19 protein-coding genes are annotated in these 18,253 nt (G+C 67.9%); 11 read left to right on the top strand and 8 right to left on the bottom strand.

What is annotated here, in order from left to right; translation table 11 throughout:
- Positions 1-31: 31 nt before the first annotated feature.
- Positions 32-1,561 (bottom strand): glycoside hydrolase family 13 protein, encoded by a 1,530-nt coding sequence (locus PGN27_RS06480; RefSeq protein WP_335325426.1) that lies wholly within the window; start codon positions 1,559-1,561, stop codon positions 32-34.
- Entirely contained in the window at positions 1,561-1,965 is a 405-nt protein-coding gene (locus tag PGN27_RS06475; protein ID WP_335325425.1) for a globin, read from the bottom strand. The genes PGN27_RS06480 and PGN27_RS06475 overlap by 1 nt, the downstream gene beginning before the upstream one ends.
- 153 nt (positions 1,966-2,118) lie before the next feature.
- On the opposite strand from PGN27_RS06475, the gene PGN27_RS06470 reads away from it, so the two are divergent.
- From PGN27_RS06470 to PGN27_RS06460, 3 genes are read left to right on the top strand one after another with little or no spacing between them, the layout of a single operon-like run.
- The gene (locus PGN27_RS06470) at positions 2,119-2,763 is read left to right on the top strand and encodes an HNH endonuclease (protein WP_335325424.1); all 645 of its coding nucleotides are present in this window, start codon (positions 2,119-2,121) and stop codon (positions 2,761-2,763) included.
- Between the two features lie 25 nt (positions 2,764-2,788).
- Positions 2,789-3,019: an aa3-type cytochrome oxidase subunit CtaJ gene (gene ctaJ, locus PGN27_RS06465; RefSeq protein ID WP_335325423.1), complete on the top strand. Its 231-nt coding sequence runs from the start codon at positions 2,789-2,791 to the stop codon at positions 3,017-3,019.
- The gene (locus PGN27_RS06460; RefSeq protein WP_019512156.1) at positions 3,006-3,488 is read left to right on the top strand and encodes a DUF5130 domain-containing protein; all 483 of its coding nucleotides are present in this window, start codon (positions 3,006-3,008) and stop codon (positions 3,486-3,488) included. The genes ctaJ and PGN27_RS06460 overlap by 14 nt, the downstream gene beginning before the upstream one ends.
- Before the next feature lie 53 nt (positions 3,489-3,541).
- Here PGN27_RS06460 and PGN27_RS06455 read toward each other — a convergent pair whose 3' ends face one another.
- Both PGN27_RS06455 and pepN read right to left on the bottom strand, forming a co-directional pair.
- The gene (locus tag PGN27_RS06455) at positions 3,542-3,880 is read right to left on the bottom strand and encodes an HNH endonuclease (protein WP_335325422.1); all 339 of its coding nucleotides are present in this window, start codon (positions 3,878-3,880) and stop codon (positions 3,542-3,544) included.
- Positions 3,881-3,965: 85 nt separating this feature from the next.
- On the bottom strand, positions 3,966-6,524 hold the full coding sequence (gene pepN / locus PGN27_RS06450; RefSeq protein WP_335325421.1) for an aminopeptidase N: 2,559 nt from the start codon (positions 6,522-6,524) through the stop codon (positions 3,966-3,968).
- 97 nt (positions 6,525-6,621) lie between these two features.
- Here pepN and PGN27_RS06445 point away from each other — a divergent pair, with 97 nt between their 5' ends.
- Positions 6,622-7,230, top strand: coding sequence for a mycothiol-dependent nitroreductase Rv2466c family protein (locus PGN27_RS06445; protein WP_335325420.1), 609 nt, complete (start codon positions 6,622-6,624; stop codon positions 7,228-7,230).
- Between the two features lie 41 nt (positions 7,231-7,271).
- Here PGN27_RS06445 and mgtE read toward each other — a convergent pair whose 3' ends face one another.
- Positions 7,272-8,633 carry a magnesium transporter gene (gene mgtE, locus PGN27_RS06440; RefSeq protein ID WP_335325419.1) on the bottom strand — a complete coding sequence of 454 codons (1,362 nt, stop codon included), beginning with the start codon at positions 8,631-8,633 and terminating at the stop codon, positions 7,272-7,274.
- A 200-nt stretch (positions 8,634-8,833) separates the two neighbouring features.
- Between mgtE and PGN27_RS06435 the strand changes: the two genes are divergently transcribed.
- The 3 genes from PGN27_RS06435 to PGN27_RS06425 are packed head-to-tail and all read left to right on the top strand — an operon-like array spanning position 8,834 to position 11,630.
- Positions 8,834-10,231, top strand: coding sequence for a purine-cytosine permease family protein (locus PGN27_RS06435; protein ID WP_335325418.1), 1,398 nt, complete (start codon positions 8,834-8,836; stop codon positions 10,229-10,231).
- Positions 10,228-10,674: a nucleoside deaminase gene (locus tag PGN27_RS06430; RefSeq protein WP_335325417.1), complete on the top strand. Its 447-nt coding sequence runs from the start codon at positions 10,228-10,230 to the stop codon at positions 10,672-10,674. Before PGN27_RS06435 ends, PGN27_RS06430 begins: the two co-directional genes overlap by 4 nt.
- Complete coding sequence (locus PGN27_RS06425) at positions 10,671-11,630, top strand: isopenicillin N synthase family dioxygenase (protein ID WP_335325416.1); 960 nt, start codon at positions 10,671-10,673, stop codon at positions 11,628-11,630. The genes PGN27_RS06430 and PGN27_RS06425 overlap by 4 nt, the downstream gene beginning before the upstream one ends.
- Here the strand turns inward: PGN27_RS06425 and PGN27_RS06420 are convergent.
- Positions 11,627-12,367, bottom strand: coding sequence for an SDR family oxidoreductase (locus tag PGN27_RS06420; RefSeq protein WP_335325415.1), 741 nt, complete (start codon positions 12,365-12,367; stop codon positions 11,627-11,629). The two genes, PGN27_RS06425 and PGN27_RS06420, sit on opposite strands and share 4 nt — an antisense overlap.
- A gap of 57 nt (positions 12,368-12,424) precedes the next feature.
- Here PGN27_RS06420 and PGN27_RS06415 point away from each other — a divergent pair, with 57 nt between their 5' ends.
- The 4 genes from PGN27_RS06415 to PGN27_RS06400 are packed head-to-tail and all read left to right on the top strand — an operon-like array spanning position 12,425 to position 16,055.
- Positions 12,425-13,021 carry a TetR/AcrR family transcriptional regulator gene (locus tag PGN27_RS06415; protein ID WP_335325414.1) on the top strand — a complete coding sequence of 199 codons (597 nt, stop codon included), beginning with the start codon at positions 12,425-12,427 and terminating at the stop codon, positions 13,019-13,021.
- Positions 13,022-13,034: 13 nt separating this feature from the next.
- Positions 13,035-13,514, top strand: coding sequence for a ribose-5-phosphate isomerase (locus PGN27_RS06410; RefSeq protein ID WP_335325413.1), 480 nt, complete (start codon positions 13,035-13,037; stop codon positions 13,512-13,514).
- Between the two features lie 14 nt (positions 13,515-13,528).
- Positions 13,529-14,335 carry an Fpg/Nei family DNA glycosylase gene (locus tag PGN27_RS06405; RefSeq protein ID WP_335325412.1) on the top strand — a complete coding sequence of 269 codons (807 nt, stop codon included), beginning with the start codon at positions 13,529-13,531 and terminating at the stop codon, positions 14,333-14,335.
- 43 nt (positions 14,336-14,378) lie between these two features.
- A complete protein-coding gene (locus PGN27_RS06400; protein WP_335325411.1) occupies positions 14,379-16,055 on the top strand; it encodes a cation:proton antiporter in 1,677 nt (558 codons plus the stop codon).
- On the opposite strand, the gene PGN27_RS06395 is transcribed toward PGN27_RS06400, so the two are convergent.
- On the bottom strand, positions 16,052-17,206 hold the full coding sequence (locus tag PGN27_RS06395; protein ID WP_335325410.1) for a Cmx/CmrA family chloramphenicol efflux MFS transporter: 1,155 nt from the start codon (positions 17,204-17,206) through the stop codon (positions 16,052-16,054). The genes PGN27_RS06400 and PGN27_RS06395 overlap by 4 nt on opposite strands.
- A 176-nt stretch (positions 17,207-17,382) precedes the next feature.
- Complete coding sequence (locus PGN27_RS06390) at positions 17,383-18,207, bottom strand: DUF1542 domain-containing protein (RefSeq protein WP_335325409.1); 825 nt, start codon at positions 18,205-18,207, stop codon at positions 17,383-17,385.
- Between the last annotated feature and the right edge of the window lie 46 nt (positions 18,208-18,253).

The raw sequence follows: 18,253 nt of genomic DNA, 5'->3' as shown, positions 1-18,253 counted from the left end.
CGCTCGCTGAGCGATCGCGAGCGCGCCGAAATCACACCAGCCAGGCGGCGGTGTCCGGGGGCAACGCGCCCTCGGCGAGGGGGCCGCTGGTCAGCAGCACCTCACCGGCGGGCAGCGGCAGTGGAGCATCTCCGGTGTTGACCACGCACGTCAGCCCGCCCGGACGGCGGAACGTCTGCGGGCCGAGCCATTCGACACCGTCGCCGCTGAACTCCGTTCGCGTGGAGCGCAACTCGATCGCACGCCGGTAGAGCTCCAACGTCGAGGTCGGATCACCGGACTGCGCCTGCACGGTCAGCGGCGCCCAACCCTCGGGCATCGGCAACCAGGTATCCGCAACGTCGGAGAACCCGTAGGGCGGGCGCGAGCCGCTCCACGGTATCGGCACCCGGCAGCCGTCGCGCCCGCGTTCGCTGCGGCCCGAGCGCTCCCAGACCGGATCCTGGAGCACCTCGTCGGGCAGGTCGACATTCGGCAGGGCCAGTTCGGCGCCGTTGTAGACGAACACCGAGCCGGGCAACGCCAGCGTCACCAGCGCCATCGCCCGTGCCCGCGCCAGGCCGGCGGCACCGTCGCCGTAGCGCGAGACCTCGCGTACCACATCGTGATTCGACAGCGTCCAGGTCGGTGGTGCGCCGGCCAGCGCGGCCGCGGCCAGTGAGTTGTCGATGGCCGAACGTATCGCGTCGGCGGTGAAATCGGCCTGCACGAGCTGGAAGTTGAACCCGAGGTGCAGTTCGTCGGGCCGCAAGTACTTGGCGAACTGTTCGTTGCCGTGCACCCAGATCTCGCCGACGGTCACCGCATCCGGATAGTCGTCGAGCACCCCGCGGATGAACCGGTGGATATCGTGCACCGCCTCGTCGTCGAACCGCGGGTCATCGGCCTTGTTGCGCAGCAACCGATTCTCGGTCAGGTCCATATCGGGCAGGTCGGCCGGTTTGGCCATCCCGTGCGCCACGTCGATGCGGAACCCGTCGACGCCGCGGTCCAGCCAGAACCGCAGCGTCGCCTCGATATCGGCGAACACCTCGGGGTGCTCCCAGTTCAGATCGGGCTGTGCCGAGTCGAACAGATGCAGGTACCACTGCCCGTCGGGCACCCGGGTCCAGGCCGGACCGCCGAAGATCGACACCCAGTTGTTGGGCGGTGACGCACCGTCGGGTCCGGTGCCGTCGCGGAAGATGAACCGGTCGCGCCGGGACGGATCGGCCAGCGCCTCGACGAACCACGGATGCGCCGAGCTGACGTGGTTGGGCACCAGATCCATGGTCACCCGGATATCGCGATCATGGGCCGCCGCCACCAACCGGTCCAGTGCGGCCAGGTCACCGAAGAGCGGGTCGATATCGCGCGGGTCGGACACGTCGTAGCCGTGATCGGCCATCGGCGAGACCATCACCGGGTTGAGCCACAGCGCCTGCACGCCGAGCGCGGCCAGGTAGTCCATCCGGGTGGTGATGCCGTCGAGATCACCAACCCCGTCGCCGTTGCTGTCGGCGAACGACCGTGGGTAGATCTGGTAGAACACCGCCCGCGACCACCACTTCGGGCTGCCCATCAGAATGCGGAGTTCACCATCGAGTCGGCGGCCATCTGGAAGTAGTCCAGCAGCGCCTTGCGGTGCCGGTCGTCCAGGGTTTGTGAGTCGATCGAGGCGACGGCGGTGTGCATGCACCGAAGCCAGGCGTCGCGCTCGAGGAACCCGATCCGGAAGGGTGCATGGCGCATTCGCAGCCGCGGGTGCCCGCGCTGATCGGAGTAGGTCCGCGGCCCGCCCCAATACTGTTCGAGGAACAGCCGCAGCCGCTCCTCGGCGCCGTCGATATCGTCCTCGGGATAGAGCGGGAGCAGGATCTCGTCCTCGCGCACCAGTTCGTAGAACTTGGCCACGATCGCGGTGAACGTCTCGTGGCCACCGACGTCGTCGTAGAACGAATGCTGCGGCTGGGTCACCGCACCCATTGTTCCCGATCCGGTTCGCGCAGGCTGTGCACCCCGCCGGATGATGCCGCCAACGGGCTGGTCACCGGAAGTTCACCCGACTGACCAGCGCACACCGACGAAATAGCCGTGCGAGCGATGACAAATCGTGGTGGACTGTCCTGCGGAGGACGAATGTCGCAGCGCACGAAAAGCCCTGCTCGACGAGCGGGCTACCAGAGCTCCACGGCCGTGGTCGGTTCTACCGGCGCGCGCTCCCTGCAGGTTGCCGAGGCCGCATCGGCCGTCCATCCCGGTTCGGTGTGGGGTCGACGACGGGTCCTGCTGCTCAATTCCACCTACGAGCCGCTGACCGCGCTGCCGATGCGCCGGGCGGTCATCATGCTGATGTGCGGTAAGGCCGATGTCGTGCACGACGACCCGAGCGGGCCCGTCATCCACTCCGCCACCCGCACCATCGTGGTGCCCTCGGTGATCCGGTTGCGGACCTTTGTCCGGGTGCCCTACCGCGCGCGTATCCCCATGACGAGGGCGGCGCTGATGCATCGGGACCGGTTCCGGTGCGCGTATTGCGGTGGGAAGGCCGATACCGTCGACCATGTCATCCCGCGGAGCCGCGGCGGCGAACATTCCTGGGAGAACTGCGTCGCGGCGTGCTCGGCCTGTAACCACCGTAAGGCCGACCGGCTGCTCTCCGAGCTGGGCTGGTCGCTGCGTGCCGTCCCGATGCCGCCCAAGGGACAGCACTGGCGGCTGCTGTCCTCGGTGAAGGAACTCGATCCGGCCTGGATGAGATATCTGGGTGAAGGCGCGGCCTGACGCACGCTTGCGCTAGGTTTGGCATGTGAGCACAGCACTTACCCATTCCCTGTTGGGTGGGGTCCCGCTGGTCTTGTTTCTGGTGTTGGCCGCACTGGCCTACCGCCACAAGGGACCGCACCCGGAGTCATACAAACTCGGCGACGAGTGGACCCACGATCCGATCCTGTGGGCCGCCGACGAGCCCGCCGATCATGGCCATGGCGGCCATGGCGATCACGTAACGGTGGGAGGTGGCGCAAGTGGCAAGTGGTAGCCATACCAACGAGATCGCCAGGACGACGACCGATGTCGACCTGCCCTACGGCTACGCGCTGACCAGCAGCGGACGTATCTCCGGTGTCACCGAACCCGGTGAACTCTCGGTGCACTACCCGTTCTCGGTGAAGGACCTCGTTGCCCTGGACAATGCGCTGAAGTACGGATCGCGTTACGCCAAGGCCCGGTTCGCGGTGTTCATCGGTGACCTCGGTGCCGATACCGCGGCCACCGCCCGCGAGATCTTGGCCAAGGTGCCGACCGCCGACAATGCGGTGCTGCTGGCCGTCTCGCCGAACCAGAAGGCGATCGAGGTCGTCTACGGTTCCGAGGTCAAGGGGCGTGGCGCCGAGACCGCCGCCCCGCTCGGGATCTCCGCAGCACTCGGCTCGCTGCGCGACGGCAACCTTATCGACGCGCTCGTCAGCGCCGTCAACGTCATGTCTGCGGCCATCTCGCCGGCCTGACCACGCTGTTCGATCGGCCCCGGTGCCCACTGGTACCGGGGCCGATTGCTGTCTCAGGCCAGCTGCGCGCGGATGGCGACGTAGCGCTCCAGGAACAGGCGCTCGTCGAGCCGCTTGCGCCGCATCCAGCCGGTGACCTCGTCATTGCACTTGCTGGCATTGCACGCCCCACAGGCCGGCACCACGTTCTCGATCGTGTAGCGCCCGCCGCGCGAGATCGCCATGACGCAATCACGCTGCAGCGGTCCACCCGTCACCCCGCAGTAGGCGCAGCCGCCCCAGGCATCCTGAATCGCCGCCCACTGTGCCGCGGTGAGGTCGTTGACGGCCGCCTTGACACGGCGGGTGCGCCGACGGGCGGCGCGGGCTCTGCGGGAGTTGCTGACGGCCACACCGAAATCATGCGCGGCCGGCGTGCGAGAACTCGGGTGGGCGAGCGGCGTGTCGGGCAGCAGACACGCACGCTCGCCGGGTGAGTCAGGACGCGTCGAAGGCGCGTGCCTTGAGGGCGCGCTCCACGCCGGCCCGACCCTCCAGCACCAGCCTGCGCAGCGCGGGCGGGACATCGTGGCCGGACAGGAATGCGTCCGCCGCGCCCAGTCCGCCGGTACTGATATCCCAGGACGGGTACAGCCCGATCACCACGGTCTGGGCGACCTCGCTGGAACGCCGTTCCCACACGCCGGGGATGGAGGCGAAGTACAGGTCGCGGAACCGCACCAACAGCTCGGCCTGACCCGGCTGCACAAAGCCCCCGACGATGGCGCGGGTGGTGATGTTGGCCAGGGTGTCGTCCTCGATGACCCGCTGCCACGCGGCGTTCTTCACCGACACCTGCGGGCGGGCCGCCGCGGCGGCTGCGGCGTTGCGCTTGCCTGCCGCGGTCGGGTCGTTCTCGGCCTCGGCATCGATGAACGGTGTCTCGGCGCCCTCGGCGTCGATCACCCCGGCCCGCGCCAGCGCGGTGACGATGCGCCAGCGCAGGTCGGTGTCGATCACCAGACCGCTCAGGTTCACCGCCGCGGGCTCGTTGTCCAGCAGGGTGGACAGCACGGCCACATGGTTGGGGGAGAGCACCGAGGTGGTCAGCGCGTTGACGAACGCAAGCTGATGGTCCGAACCGGGTGCTGATTCACGGGCCAGGTCCAGCAGGGCATCACCGAACGCGGGCCAGCCGTTCTCCGTGGCCCACGCCGGATCGGCGTAGGAGCCCAGCGCGGTCTGCGCCTGCATCAGCAGACGCTGCGCCACGCCGACCTCGGTCTCGGCGTGCACGCCTGCGATCACCAGCGTCACGAAGTCACGGGCCTTCAGCTCGGCCTCGCGCGTCATCTCCCAGGCCGCCGACCAGGCCAGCGTGCGGGGCAACGGCTCGGCGATATCGGCGATGCGGTTCAGCAGCGTCTGCAGGGATGCCGGGTCCAGCCGCAGCGAGCAGTAGGTCAGGTCATCGTCGTTGACGAGGATGAACTTGCCGCGCCCGACGCCGATCAACCCGGGGACGTCGGTGGACGGGCCCTCGACGTCGAGTTCCTCGCGGTGCACCCGGACCAGCTTGCCCGCGTCATCCTCGTCGTAGATGCCGACGGCCAGCCGGTGCACCCGGGTCTCGCCGGCACCCGGCGCCGCGCCGGATTGATGCACCGCGAACCGGGTGAACGCGCCGTCATCGTCGACGTCGAAGCTGGCCCGCAGGGTGTTCAGGCCGGTGGTCTTGAGCCATTGGCGGCCCCAGCCGCTCAGGTCACGACCCGACGACTTCTCAAGGGCGCCAAGCAGATCGCCGAAGGTGGCGTTGCCGAACTTGTGGTCACGGAAGTAGTCGCGCAGCCCGGCGAGAAATGCTTCGAGGCCGACATATGCCACCAGTTGCTTGAGCACGCTGGCGCCCTTGGCGTAGGTGATGCCGTCGAAGTTGACCTCGACCGCGTGCAGGTCCGGGATGTCGGCGGCCACCGGGTGGGTGGACGGCAGCTGGTCCTGGCGGTACGCCCAGGACTTCTCGACGTTGGCGAACGTCGTCCAGGCCTGGGTGTACTCGGTGGCCTCGGCCTGGCACAGCACCGAGGCGAAGGTGGCGAATGATTCGTTGAGCCACAGGTCATCCCACCACGCCATGGTGACCAGATCGCCGAACCACATGTGCGCCATCTCGTGCAGCACGGTCTCGGCGCGGCGCTCGTAGCTGTACCGGGTGACCTTGGACCGGAAGACGTAATCCTCCAGGAAGGTCACCGCGCCGGCGTTCTCCATCGCACCCGCGTTGAACTCCGGGACGAACAGCTGGTCGTATTTGCCGAACGCGTATGGCTCGCCGAAGTTGCGGTGGTAGAACCCGAATCCCTGTTTGGTCTCGGTGAACAACCGCTCGGCGTCCATGAATTCGGCCAGCGAGGCGCGGCAGAAGATGCCCAGCGGGATATCGCCGTGGTCGTCGGTGTAGACATCATCCCAGCGGGCGTACGGCCCGGCGATCAGCGCGACCAGATAAGTGCTCATCCGCGGGGTGGTGACGAAGGTGTGCACACCGTTGTCCACCGAGTCGGTGGCGCCGTTGCTGATCACCTGCCAGTGCTCCGGGGCCTTGACCGTCACGTCGAAGGTGGCCTTCAGATCGGGTTGGTCGAAGCAGGCGAACATCCGCTTGGCGTCGGCGGTCTCGAACTGCGAGTACAGGTACACCTCGTTGTCGACGGGGTCGACGAACCGGTGCAGGCCCTCACCGGTGTTGGAGTACCGGCAGTCGGCGTCGACGACGAGTTCGTTGTGCTCGGCCAGGCCGGTCAGTGCGATGCCGGTCGACTCGTCGTAACCGGAGACGTCCAGGCTGTGGCCGTTGAGGGTCGCGCTGCGCACGGTGGCCGCGGCCAGGTCGATATAGGTGTCCGCACCGGCCAGCGCGGAGAACGTCACGGTGGTCTTCGACCCGAAGGTCTTCTCACCGGACGTGAGATCCAAGTCGATGCGGTAGTTGTCCACGGTCACCAGGGCGGCGCGCTCGGCGGCCTGGTCGCGAGTCAGATTGGGGAGAGCCACGAGGTCTAACCTAGTCCCCTGGCGGGAACATATACCGGGCGGCAATAGTTGTGCGGTCGAGAAGAGGACTCCGTCGCAATCGAGAGGATCGATCTGTATGGCCCAGAAAGATGTCGCCGGATTCTGGTTCGACCCGCTGTGCCCGTGGTGCTGGATCACCTCCCGCTGGATTCTCGAGGTACAGAAGGTTCGCGATATCGAGGTCAACTTCCACGTGATGAGCCTCGCCGTGCTCAACGAGGGCCGCGATCTGCCCGAGAACTACCAGGAGATGATGAAAAAGGCCTGGGGGCCGGTGCGCGTGGCGATCGCCGCCGAACAAGCCCACGGCCCGGAGGTGCTGTCCCCGCTCTACACCGCGATGGGCACCTTGATCCACAACGAGGGCAACAAAGATTTCGATGATGTGATCGCGAAATCCTTGGCGCAAGCCGGGTTGCCGGCCGAACTCGCCGAGGCGGCGACCACCGACAAATACGACGAGGCGTTGCGCAAGAGCCACCACGCGGGAATGGACGCGGTCGGTGACGATGTCGGCACGCCGACCATCCACGTCAACGGCGTCGCGTTCTTCGGTCCGGTCCTGTCCCGGATCCCGCGCGGGGAAGAGGCCGGAAAGCTCTGGGACGCCTCGGTGATCTTCGCGTCCTATCCGCACTTCTTCGAACTCAAGCGCACCCGGCACGAGTCGCCCGAGTTCGACTGACCGCGCCGGCGGGCAGGAGCGAAGCGACTCGGGGGATGAACCTACAGCCCCTGCAGCTGTGACAGCGTGGCGTGGGCGATCATGAAGTAGATGATCAGCCCGGTGCCGTCGACGATGGTCGCGATCATCGGAGCCGACACCACGGCCGGGTCGATGCGGCACTTCTTGAGCACCGGCGGCAGTATCGAGGCCACGAACGATGACCACAGCACGATGGCTGCCACGGTCAGGGTCACCGTCAGGGTGATCTCCGGTCCGACACCGAGGGTCCAGGCCCGGATCAGCGCCGCCAACGCCATGGTCCCGGCGATCATCATGCCGGTCGACATCTCCTTGGCCAGGATCGCCGGGACGTCGCGCAGCCGTACCTGACCGGTGGCCATCGCCCGCACCAGGGTCGTGGTGATCTGCGTTCCGGTGTTACCGCCGGTGCCGATCAGCAGCGGGATGAAGAAGGCCAGCGCGACGACGGCCTCCATCTCCTCCTCGAAATGGCGCAGCACCGTGCCGGTGTAGGCCTCGGCGATGAACAGCAGCAGCAGCCAGCCGATCCGCTTGCGCCACAGCAGCCATGGCGAGGCCCGCAGATAGGGCACCTCCAGCGGCTCGGAGCCACCCTGGCGTTCGGCGTCCTCGGTGGCCTCCTCGGCGGTGATGTCGTTGGCGGTGTTTTCGGTGAGGATGCCGAGCAGGCGGTTATCGGCATCGACCACCGGCACCGCGACCAGGTTGTAGTCCACCAGGGCCTGGGCGGCCTCCTCGGCATCGGTCAGCGGCGATACCGACAGCACATCGCGGTTGGTCAGCGCCGCGACCGTCTCCTGCGCATCGCAGAGCACGAGATCGCGGAACGCGACGACGCCGAGCAGTCGGTTGCCGTCGTCGGTGACGTAGACATAGGCGCCGGTGCGCGAATCGCTACGCAGCGTCGCGGCATCGCCGCGAATGGACGCGACCGCCTCGCCGACCGTCATGTCGGGGCGGACGGTCAGCGCCTCGGGCACCATATGTGCGGCCACCGAATCCGGCGGCCAGCTCAGCAGGCCGCGCAGCACGTCGGCGCGGGTCTGGGGTAGCACCGACAGCACCTTCTCGCGCGGTGCACCCTTCATACCGCGCAGCACCTCGGCGGCATGGTCGAGGTCCAGCGCATCGACAAGGCGAGCGGCTTCGGAGTCGGTCATCGCGGCCAGCACGTAGGCCGACAACTCGTCGTCGATCGATTCGAACAGCTCGGTGGCGCCGTCGGAGTCGAGCAGCGGACCGAGGGCCTGCAGCTCGTCGGCGCTGCACTTGGCGAGCTGATGGGTGCGTTCGGCCGGGTCCTTGACCGATCGCAGCCAGGCGGTCACATCCCGTTTCGCGATCGCCGAACGCAGTGCGGTCGCGGTGGTGCTGCCCATGCCAGTCTCCATCTCTGCTGATTGCGAAGGTCAATCTAGCGCGCGCGGTTTCTCACCAGACAGCCTGTCCGACAGCGCTTTCGCCGGTGTACACGGGTTGGCGCGCAGGTGTCCGGCAGGTGTCCGGCAACGAAATTCGTACGTGTGAGATTCCGTTGTTCCGGTTGCACGCCGGTGGTCGGGCCGTCAAAGTGCACAGAATGACAGCTGCCGAACCCACCACCGACGGTAGCTACCGGAACCGGATCGTCGCGGTCGAACCCGGTGGCAACGAGTTCATCGCTGAGGCCGACCGGCACGGCAGGCCCAGTCAGCTGCTGTGGACCTGGGCGTCACCGAATCTGGAATTCGCCACCATCTTCCTGGGCGTGCTGGCGGTCTCCTACTTCGGCATGACGTTCTGGCAGGCGGTCGCGGGCATCGTGGTCGGTGCCGGGCTCGGCGCGGTGGCCCATTTCTTCCTGTCCGCGCGCGGCCCGCAGCTCGGGGTGCCGCAGATGGTCATCGGTCGATTGGCCTTCGGATACCGGGGCAACGCGGTGCCGTCGACACTGATGGCGATCACCGCCGGCGTCGGCTGGTTTGCGACCAACAGCATCAGCGCGGCGTTCGCCTTGGCGACGCTGTTCGGCATCGCCCCGGTGTGGGCGCTGGTGCTGGTGGTCGTCGTGCAGACCGCGCTGGCCTTCTTCGGGCACAACCTGGTGCAGGCCTTCGAGCGGTGGGCGTTCCCGGTGCTGGCGGTCATCTTCGCGATCACCGCGGTGGTCATCATGAGCAAGGCCGATTTGAGCGCGCCCGCTGTCGAGGGCGGCGCCGGTGGGATCGGCGGTTTCCTTCTCACGGTCGGTGCCACCTTCGGCTACGTGGCCGGCTGGACGCCCTATGCCGCCGATTTCAGCCGCTATCTGCCCAGCACCGTGTCACCGGCGCGCACCGGTCTGTTCGCCGCGAGCGGGCTGTTCCTGGCCAGTTCGGTGCTGGCGATCGTCGGCGCGGCGTCGGTCACCATCATCACCGAGGCGAGTTCGGACAATCCGGCCGATGTCTTCACCAGTTCGTTGCCCGGTGCGCTGGCCGCGGCCACCCTGCTGGCCATCGCGATCGGTGCCGTCGCGGCCAACGCCATCAACGTCTATTCGGCGGGAATGGCCTTCGTCACCACCGGTGTGAAACTGCCGGCGCACATCGCGCGGGCGACGGCGACGGTGTTCTTCGGCGTCGCGGGGTTCCTGGTGGCCTGGTGGGCGTTGGCCGATGCCGCGGCGAGCTATGAGGCGTTCTTGTTGCTCATCGCCTACTGGGTGGGTCCCTGGCTCGGGGTGGTTTTCGCCGATCAATACCTGCGCCGCGGGCAGCGCGTGGACGGATTCCTCTATGACCACTCCTATTCGAATTGGCCGGGGCTACTGTCGTTCCTGATCGGTCTGGTGGTCTCGTTCCTGCTGTTCTGCAATCAGGAGTTGTTCGTGGGGTTTGTCGTTCGGGCGGTGCCCGACCTGGGTGATATCGGATTCTTCGTGGGCTTCCTGCTGGCCGCGGGCAGCTATCTGGTGCTGTGCCGCGCCAAGGTCGCCACCGAGCGGGTGCCTGCGTGACACCGGAGATGATGCTCGACGTCGCCGTCGAGGAGGCCCGGAAGGGCTTGGCAGAGGGTGGAATTCCGATCGGCGCGGCCTTGTTCACCCGGGACGGTGTGTTGCTCGGGAGCGGGCACAACCGGCGGGTGCAGAACGACGACCCGTCGGTGCACGGCGAGACCGATGCCTTCCGCAATGCCGGGCGGCAGCGCGACTACCGGTCCACGGTGATGGTGACGACGCTCTCGCCCTGCTGGTACTGCAGCGGTCTGGTGCGTCAGTTCAACATCGGCGCGGTGGTCATCGGGGAGGCCAAGACGTTCTCCGGCGGGCATGACTGGCTTGCCGAGAACGGCGTGCAGGTGACGCTGCTGGAAGACGAGCGGTGTGTGTCGATGATGGAGGACTTCATCGCCGCCCACCCGGAACTGTGGAACGAGGACATCGGAGTGGCTGAATGAGTGCCATTGCAACGGTTGACCTTTCCCGCTGGTATGCCGGTGGTGCGGATGCTCGGGCGCTCGCCGCCGAGGTGGACGAGGGTCTTCAGCGGGCGGGTTTCATCATCGTCACCGGCCACGGCGTCGATCCGGAGCTGGCCACGCGGGTGCGTGCCGCCAGCCGCGAGTTCTTCGCCCTGCCCAGCGGGGTGAAGCAGCGCTATTCGGTGCCCGTCGGCGGCCACGGGTGGATCGGGCCGGGTGCGGAGGCCAATGCCTACGCCGAGGGCACCGAGACGCCGCCGGATCTGAAGGAGAGCTTCAGCCTCGGTGCGGAGACCGCGACCGGAGATCCCGAGATCGACCGAATCTGGTTCGCGCCCAACGTCTGGCCCGCCGAGGTGGCGCATCTGCAGGGGCTAGTCGACGAGTACACCACTGCGATGCGCACGCTCTCCGATGACCTGCTCGCGTTGTTCGCGGCCGCCCTCGGGCTGCCCGAGAACCCGTTCGCGGCGTTGGCCAGCACGCCGACCTGGACGATGAACATCAACCACTACCCGCCCGTCAGCGTGGTCGGTGAGCCGGAACCTGGCCAGTTCCGGATCGGCCCGCACACCGATTTCGGCACGGTCACCGTGCTCGATCGAGAGCCCGGAGCAGGCGGTCTGCAGGTGTATTCGGAGGAGGCCGGCTGGGAGGATGCGCCGTGGGAGCCCGGCGCGCTCACAGTCAACATCGGGGACCTGTTGGAGTACTGGAGCGGGCGGCGCTGGCCCTCGGGCCGGCATCGGGTGCTGCCGCCGCAACCGCACGCCCCCGAAGAGGACCTGGTGTCGCTGATCTACTTCTACGAGGCCAACCACGATGCGTTGGTCACTCCGCTGGAGCCACCCATCGGGCGGGTCGCCGGCCTGGATCCGGTGACGTCGGCCGATTTCATCAAGGAACGACTGGACGCGATCACCGTCGGCTAACCCTGGACGGTCGGACGGATCACCAATTCACCGATCTCGACCTCCCAAGGCTGGTCGATCGCGAACTCGACCGTTCTGGCGATCGCGTCGGGATCGAGCGCGAAAGCCTGCATGCCGGTGTCGATCTCGGCGCGGATGGCCGGATCGGTGATGGAATCGCCGAACTCGGTGCGCACATACCCCGGTGAGATGGCGGTGGTCTTGAGCGTCCCGTCGGTGGACTCCTGACGCAGCCCCTCCAGCACGGTGCGGACGGCGTTCTTGGTGGCGGCGTAGACCGCCATGGTCGGCACGATCTTGAGACCCGCGGTGGAGACGATGGTGACGAAGTGGCCGCGACCCTGCTCTTCGAAAACAGGTAGCGCGGCATCGATCCCGTGCAGCACGCCGCGCAGGTTGACGTCGATCATGGCGTCCCAGTCGCCGCGACGCCGCGCGGTCATCGGCGAGATCGGGCCTATCCCCGCGTTGCTGACCAGGACGTCGAGGCGGCCGAACTCGGAGACCGCGGATGTGACCAGGCGTTGCAGATCCTCGGCCCGGGTGACATCGACATCGACGGTGGTGGCTCGCCCGCCTGCGGCACGCAGTTCGGCGGCCAGTGCGTCGAGCCGATCGGTGCGGCGCGCGCCGAGGATGACGGCGCACCCGCGGCCGGCGAGCCGCCGTGCGGTGGCCGCTCCGATACCGCTGCTGGCTCCGGTGATCGCCACGACCTTGTCGGCGAGTGAATTCATGGCTTAGCCTTCCGGGGAAATGCGGACAACTTGTCCGTTTCCATATAAACGGACAAGTTGTCCGTTTTCAAGGTGGAGGTGGAGATGGCCGAGCGCACCGACGCCGCCCGCAGCCGGTCGGCCATCATCGATGCGGCGCGGCGGCTGGTGGTGGAACCCGGGGAACTGAAGCTCAGTGCCGTCGCCCGGTCGGCCGGTGTCGGCCAGGCGACGCTGTACCGCCATTTCGCCACCCGGGACGATCTGATGCGCGCGCTCTACGATGACGAGATCGACGAATTGGTCGCGCTGGCATACGCATTGGTCGAACAGCAGCCGCCCGTGGCGGCGCTGCGGCAATGGTTCGGGCACCTCGCCGAGTACGCCAGGGTGAAGTTCGGCGTGATGGCCGCGGTCGAGGCGTCGGTCTGGCGAGACATCGCCTCGCGCACACCGGGCAAACTCGGCGACGCCCTCGGCGCCCTGCTCGCGGCGGGCCGTGACGCCGGCGTCCTGCGCGCAGATGTCGACGCCCGCGACGTCGTCCTGCTGTCCTGGTTCCTGGCCCACGTCGAGGCCGACGAGTGGGCCGAACGCACGCCGCGCCTGCTGGGCGTGCTGCTCGACGGGTTGTCCGCGCACCAGGTGGGCCGAGGGGACGCGGGGCCCGATTAGTAGGGTTACCGCCATGCGCGTCTACATCGGTGCCGACCATGCCGGGTTCGAGTTCAAGAAGACCATCATCGAGCACCTCAGGAAGACCGGCCACGAGCCGATCGACTGCGGCGCCTACAGCTATGACGCCGATGACGACTATCCGGCGTTCTGCATCGACACCGCGGTCAAGACGGTCGCCGACCCGGACAGCCTGGGCATCGTGCTCGGCGGATCGGGTAACGGCGAGCAGATCGCCGCGAACAAGGTGCCCGGTGCCCGCTGTGCGCTGGCGTGGAGCGTGGAGACCGCGAAGCTGGCCCGCGAGCACAACAACGCCCAGCTGATCGGCCTCGGTGGCCGCATGCACAGCGAGGAGGAGGCGCTCGCGATCGTCGATGCCTTCTTGGCCACCCCGTGGTCGGAGGCCGAACGCCACCAGCGTCGCATCGACATCCTGGCCGCCTACGAGGTCGACCACGTCGCACCGCCGGTGCCCGGAGCTCCGGCCTGATCGCGGTCTGACCGATGCCGGAGGGGCACACGCTGCACCGGCTGGCCCGGCTGCACCAGAAGCGGTTCGGCCGGGCCCCGGTCACGGTGTCCAGCCCACAGGGCCGCTTCACCGAGGGCGCGGCCGCCGTATCCGGCCGGGTGCTGCGCACCGCCGATGCCTGGGGTAAGCACCTGTTCCACCATTACAACGGCGGCGCGGTGGTGCATGTGCACCTCGGCCTGTATGGCAGCTTCACCGAGGCGGCGCTCGGCGAGGACGGCGCAGTGCCCGCGCCGGTGGGCGCGGTCCGGATGCGGATGGTGGGCAGAGACCACTACACCGACCTGCGTGGACCGACGGCGTGTGAGGTGATCGACGACGGGGGAGTCGACGATGTGCTGGCCAGGCTCGGCCCCGACCCGCTGCGTTCCGATGCCGATCCCGAGTTGGCGTGGCAGCGAATCACCAAGTCGCGCCGCACCATCGGCGGGCTGCTGATGGATCAGAAGGTGATGGCCGGGGTCGGCAATGTCTACCGCAGCGAGCTGCTGTTCCGCCACCAGATCGACCCGTACCGGCCCGGCACCCATATCGGCGGTGGCGAGTTCGAGGACATGTGGACCGACCTCGTCTCGCTGATGAAGGTCGGGGTGCGTCGCGGCAAGATCGTCGTCGTCCGTCCCGAACACGATCGCGGCGCGCCGTCCTATCGCGAGGCCAGGCCCCGCACCTACGTCTATCGCCGCGCGGGCGAAGCGTGCCGGGTCTGTGGGACACCGGTGCGCACCGCCGAACTGGAGGCGCGCAACGTGTTCTGGTGCCCCACCTGCCAGACCTGAGCCTGCCGGGCGGGCACACCGGCGGGCAGGGAGAATCGTTGCGGTGGAGTTGATTCTCGTGGTCGTCGGGGCCATCGTCGTGACCGCCATCGCGCATCGGCGCGGGTTGGAACCCGCCCTGATCATCGTGATGGTCGGCATTGCCGTGTCGTTCGCGCCGGATTTCGAACCGCCCGAGCTCGACTCGCACATCCTGCTCACGGTGGTGCTGCCACCCCTGTTGTATTCGGCGGCACTGAACTTCTCCTTCCCGACATTCCTGCGCAATATCCGACCGATCCTCGGCCTCGGGGTGGGCCTGGTGGTGATCAGCGCGTTCACCGTGGCGGCGGTGTCGGCGTGGTTGGTGCTGGTGCCGTTGACCTTCGCTACCGCGCTGGTGCTGGGGGCGATCGTTGCCCCGCCGGACGCGGTGACCGCCGTCGCCGTGGGCCGCAAGCTCGGGCTGCCGAAGAAGGTGATGGCGATCCTGACCGGGGAGAGCCTGATCAACGATGCCGCCGCGCTGACGTTGTTCAGCATCGCGGTGGCACAGGTGGCCGGTACCCGCACCTTCATCGACAATCCCGTGTTGCTGTTCAGCTACAGCGCCGTGGTGGGACCCGCCGTCGGTGCGCTGCTCGGGTGGATCACCCTGTGGATCCGCCGGCGGCTGGCCAACCCCGGCCTGGAGACGGTGCAGGGGCTGGTGGTCCCGTTCGCCGCGTTCATCGTGGCCGAGGAGATCCACGGCTCCGGGGTGCTGGCGGTCGTGGTGGCCGGATTCGTCGTCGGCAGCGGAACCCTGTCGGCCGGCTACCAGACCAGACTCCAGGAACGTTATGTGTGGAACTCCGTCGACGTGCTGCTGGAGGCCTTCGTCTTCGCCTACATCGGCCTGCACCTGCGGTTCGTGCTGGAGGATCTGCAGGAGGCACACGAATCGCTGACCCAGGTCGCGGTCGCCTCGGCGATCGTGCTGGTGCTGGTCCTGGTGGTCCGGCCGGTATCGGTGTTCCTGATGTTCGGCCGCAGCAAGCTCGCCCGCCACGTCGAGGCGAAATGGAGTGTGCCGGCGCCCGATACCGGCCGCGGCCCGACACGGGGTCGGCCGCTGGCCAGATGGCGCTCCCGGATCGACCGCCGCTCGCTGAGTTGGCAGGAGAACGTGGTGGTCTCCTGGACCGGGATGCGCGGGGTGGTCACCTTGGCAGCCGCCGCTGCCATCCCGGCCACCACGATCGACGGTGAGCCGTTTCCTGAGCGCGCCACCATCCAGGCGATCGCATTTGTGGTGAGCGTCGGGACGTTGTTGATCCAGGGTTCGACGCTGCCATGGCTGATCCGGCGCCTGCACCTGTCGCGATTCAACGACGATCATGCCGCCGACCGGGCCGAGGAGATCAAGGCCGAGCAGGTGGTGCAGCGGGCGGCCGACGATGTGCTGGCCGATTTTCACGCACACCCGCCGGCGGGCATCAACCAGGAACTGGTCGCCGAGATCCGTGCCGTGATCGCCCGGCACGCGCAGGACGCCGATGAGATGCCCGATCCGGGTGCGCCGACCAAACGGGCCGAGGTGTTCTCGACGGTCTACCGGGCGGTGCTCGGTGCCCAGCGGGCCGCGCTGATCGCCGAGCTCGAAGACGGCCGCATCGAGGACGAGGCCGTGCGCGCCATGCTCGAACGCCTCGATCTGCAGGAGGCCAGTGTCACCGCGAGGTTGGAGAGCCGCCTCTAGATGTATCCGGTCACCAGGTTCCGGGCGAGCAATGCGCACAGGACCCCGGCCGCGGACAGCGCGGCCGCCGTCCACACCGGCCCGAGGGTGCCTGCGGGGCCGGTCAACGTCAGCCCGGCGATAACGGGCCCGCACGCCGCGCCGAGGTTGAGCGCGGCGGTCGCATAGGAACCCGCCATGGTCGGTGCCCCGGACGCGGCGTAGAGCACGCGGGTGATCAGCGTGGTGCCGACCGCGAAGGACAGCACACCCTGGCTGAACACCAGGGCGAGCAGCGCCCACGGATGCGCGGCCCAGGCCGCGAGCAACACCCAGCCCAGCACCAGCAGTGGCCCGCCGGTGAACAACACGGTGCCTGGCCGGTCATCGGACAGCAGACCGGCCAGGCGCACCCCCAGAAACGAACCCGCCCCGAAAAGCACGAGCGCCACGCTGATCCAGGAGCGGTCCAGCGCTGCGATGTCGGTCACCACGGGCGCCAGGAACGTGAATGCCGCGAACGTCGCGCCGTTGACCGCGGCGGTCAGCCCCATCACCACAGCCAGTGTGGGAGAGCGCAGTTGGGTCAGCTCCGTGCGCAGCGACACCTGTTCGGTATCGGGTGACGGCCTGCTGCGGATCCCCGCGACGATGCCGATGAGCGCGGGTATGCACAACAGTGCCACCGCCCAGAACGTGGCTCGCCAACCGAGAAGTGTTCCGATGAGTGCCCCGGCGGGCACACCGAACACCATCGCGACCGTCGTGCCGGCCAGCAGGATTGCCAGCGCACGTCCCCGGCGGTCGGCCGCGACCGAGGCGGTGGCCGCCCGGAGTGCCACCGCGAGGAAGCCGGCATTGGCCAGTGCGGCGAGCACCCGGGTGCTGAGCAGCAGTGCGAAGCTGGTCGTCGTCGCGGCGGCCACGTGGGCGGCCGCGAAGACCAGCAGAAAGGTGGCCAGGCTCGCGCGGAGGTGGATCCGGCGCGCGCAGGCAGCCATCAGCGGTGCGCCGATCACCATCCCGGCGGCGAACAGCGAGGTCAGCAGACCGGCTGCGCCGATCGGGACGCCGAGGTCGGCGGCAATATCGGGCACCAGGCCCGCGAGCATGAATTCCGAAGTGCCCATGGCGAATACAGCCAGGGCAAGCAGATAGAGGGTACGAGGCATCGACGCTTCCACGGTGAGAGGTATGGGGATTCATCTCGTCACCACGGCCGGCACCCGCACGCGTGCGTGAACACGCGTGCCAGGAATCTGGAGTTACGGGGCTGGCGGTGGGACCGTCAGCCCCAACTCATGCGTCTTCGGAGTCACCCGAGCACCCTAACGATCTCGTGCCGCGGCTAGAAGTCGAACCCGCCGAAATCGCCGCCGCCGAAGTCGCCACCACCGAAATCGCCGCCGCCGTCCCAGCCGCCGGAATCCCAGCCACCCTGATCGCCACCGTCCCAGCCACTCTGGTCGACACCGCCACCGTCGCCGAGCTCACCCTGGGCCAGCCCGTCCTGGAATCCGTCGCCGTAACCGGATTCGAAGGCCTGGGCGTCGTAACCGACACCGGACATCCCGCTGAACATCGCGCTGAACAACATCGCCGAGCCCAGACCCCAGGCGCCCGCCACCAGGGCCGGCTTCCACCACGGCTCGGAGTACCAGCCCGCGGGCACCGGACGCCCCGCGACGCGCCCGCCCGGATAGTAGTTCGGGGTGCGCTCCGACGGTGTCGGGGAAGCCTCGATCTGCCTGCCCTCGAACTCCACCCGGCGATCCTCGGTGACGGCACCGGCGGTGCGTTGTCCGGCAAGGGATTCCAGCTCCGGACCGGGATCCATCCCCATCGCGGTGCGCGCCGCGCGGACGTAGTAGAGGCCCTCGATGGCGCTCTCCTTGGCCAGTGCGGCCTGCTTGGCGGTGGTGGCCTGCTCGATCTGCGAGGACGCGGCGGTGTACCGCTCGGATGCGTCGGCCATCGCTTGCTTGGAGGCATCGTCATTGCCGGTGATGTTGAGCACCTGTCCGCCGAGGCGTTCGATCACCCGGCGGGCATCGGCCTTGGCATCGGCCAGTGACTCGGCGGACTTGCGGTCGTTGGCCTGCGACGAGTTGAACACGACGAAGGCGATCGCCGCGATGACGAGCACGATGAGGATGACGAGTACGCCGTTCATGTTCCCAGCGTACCGACAGCCCAACGGGGCTTCCTGTGCCTGATCA

Source organism: Mycolicibacterium neoaurum (assembly GCF_036946495.1).
GTDB lineage: Bacteria > Actinomycetota > Actinomycetes > Mycobacteriales > Mycobacteriaceae > Mycobacterium > Mycobacterium neoaurum_B.
Note: the sequence above shows the minus strand (reverse complement) of the source record. Positions and strands in the feature narration are given on the sequence as shown.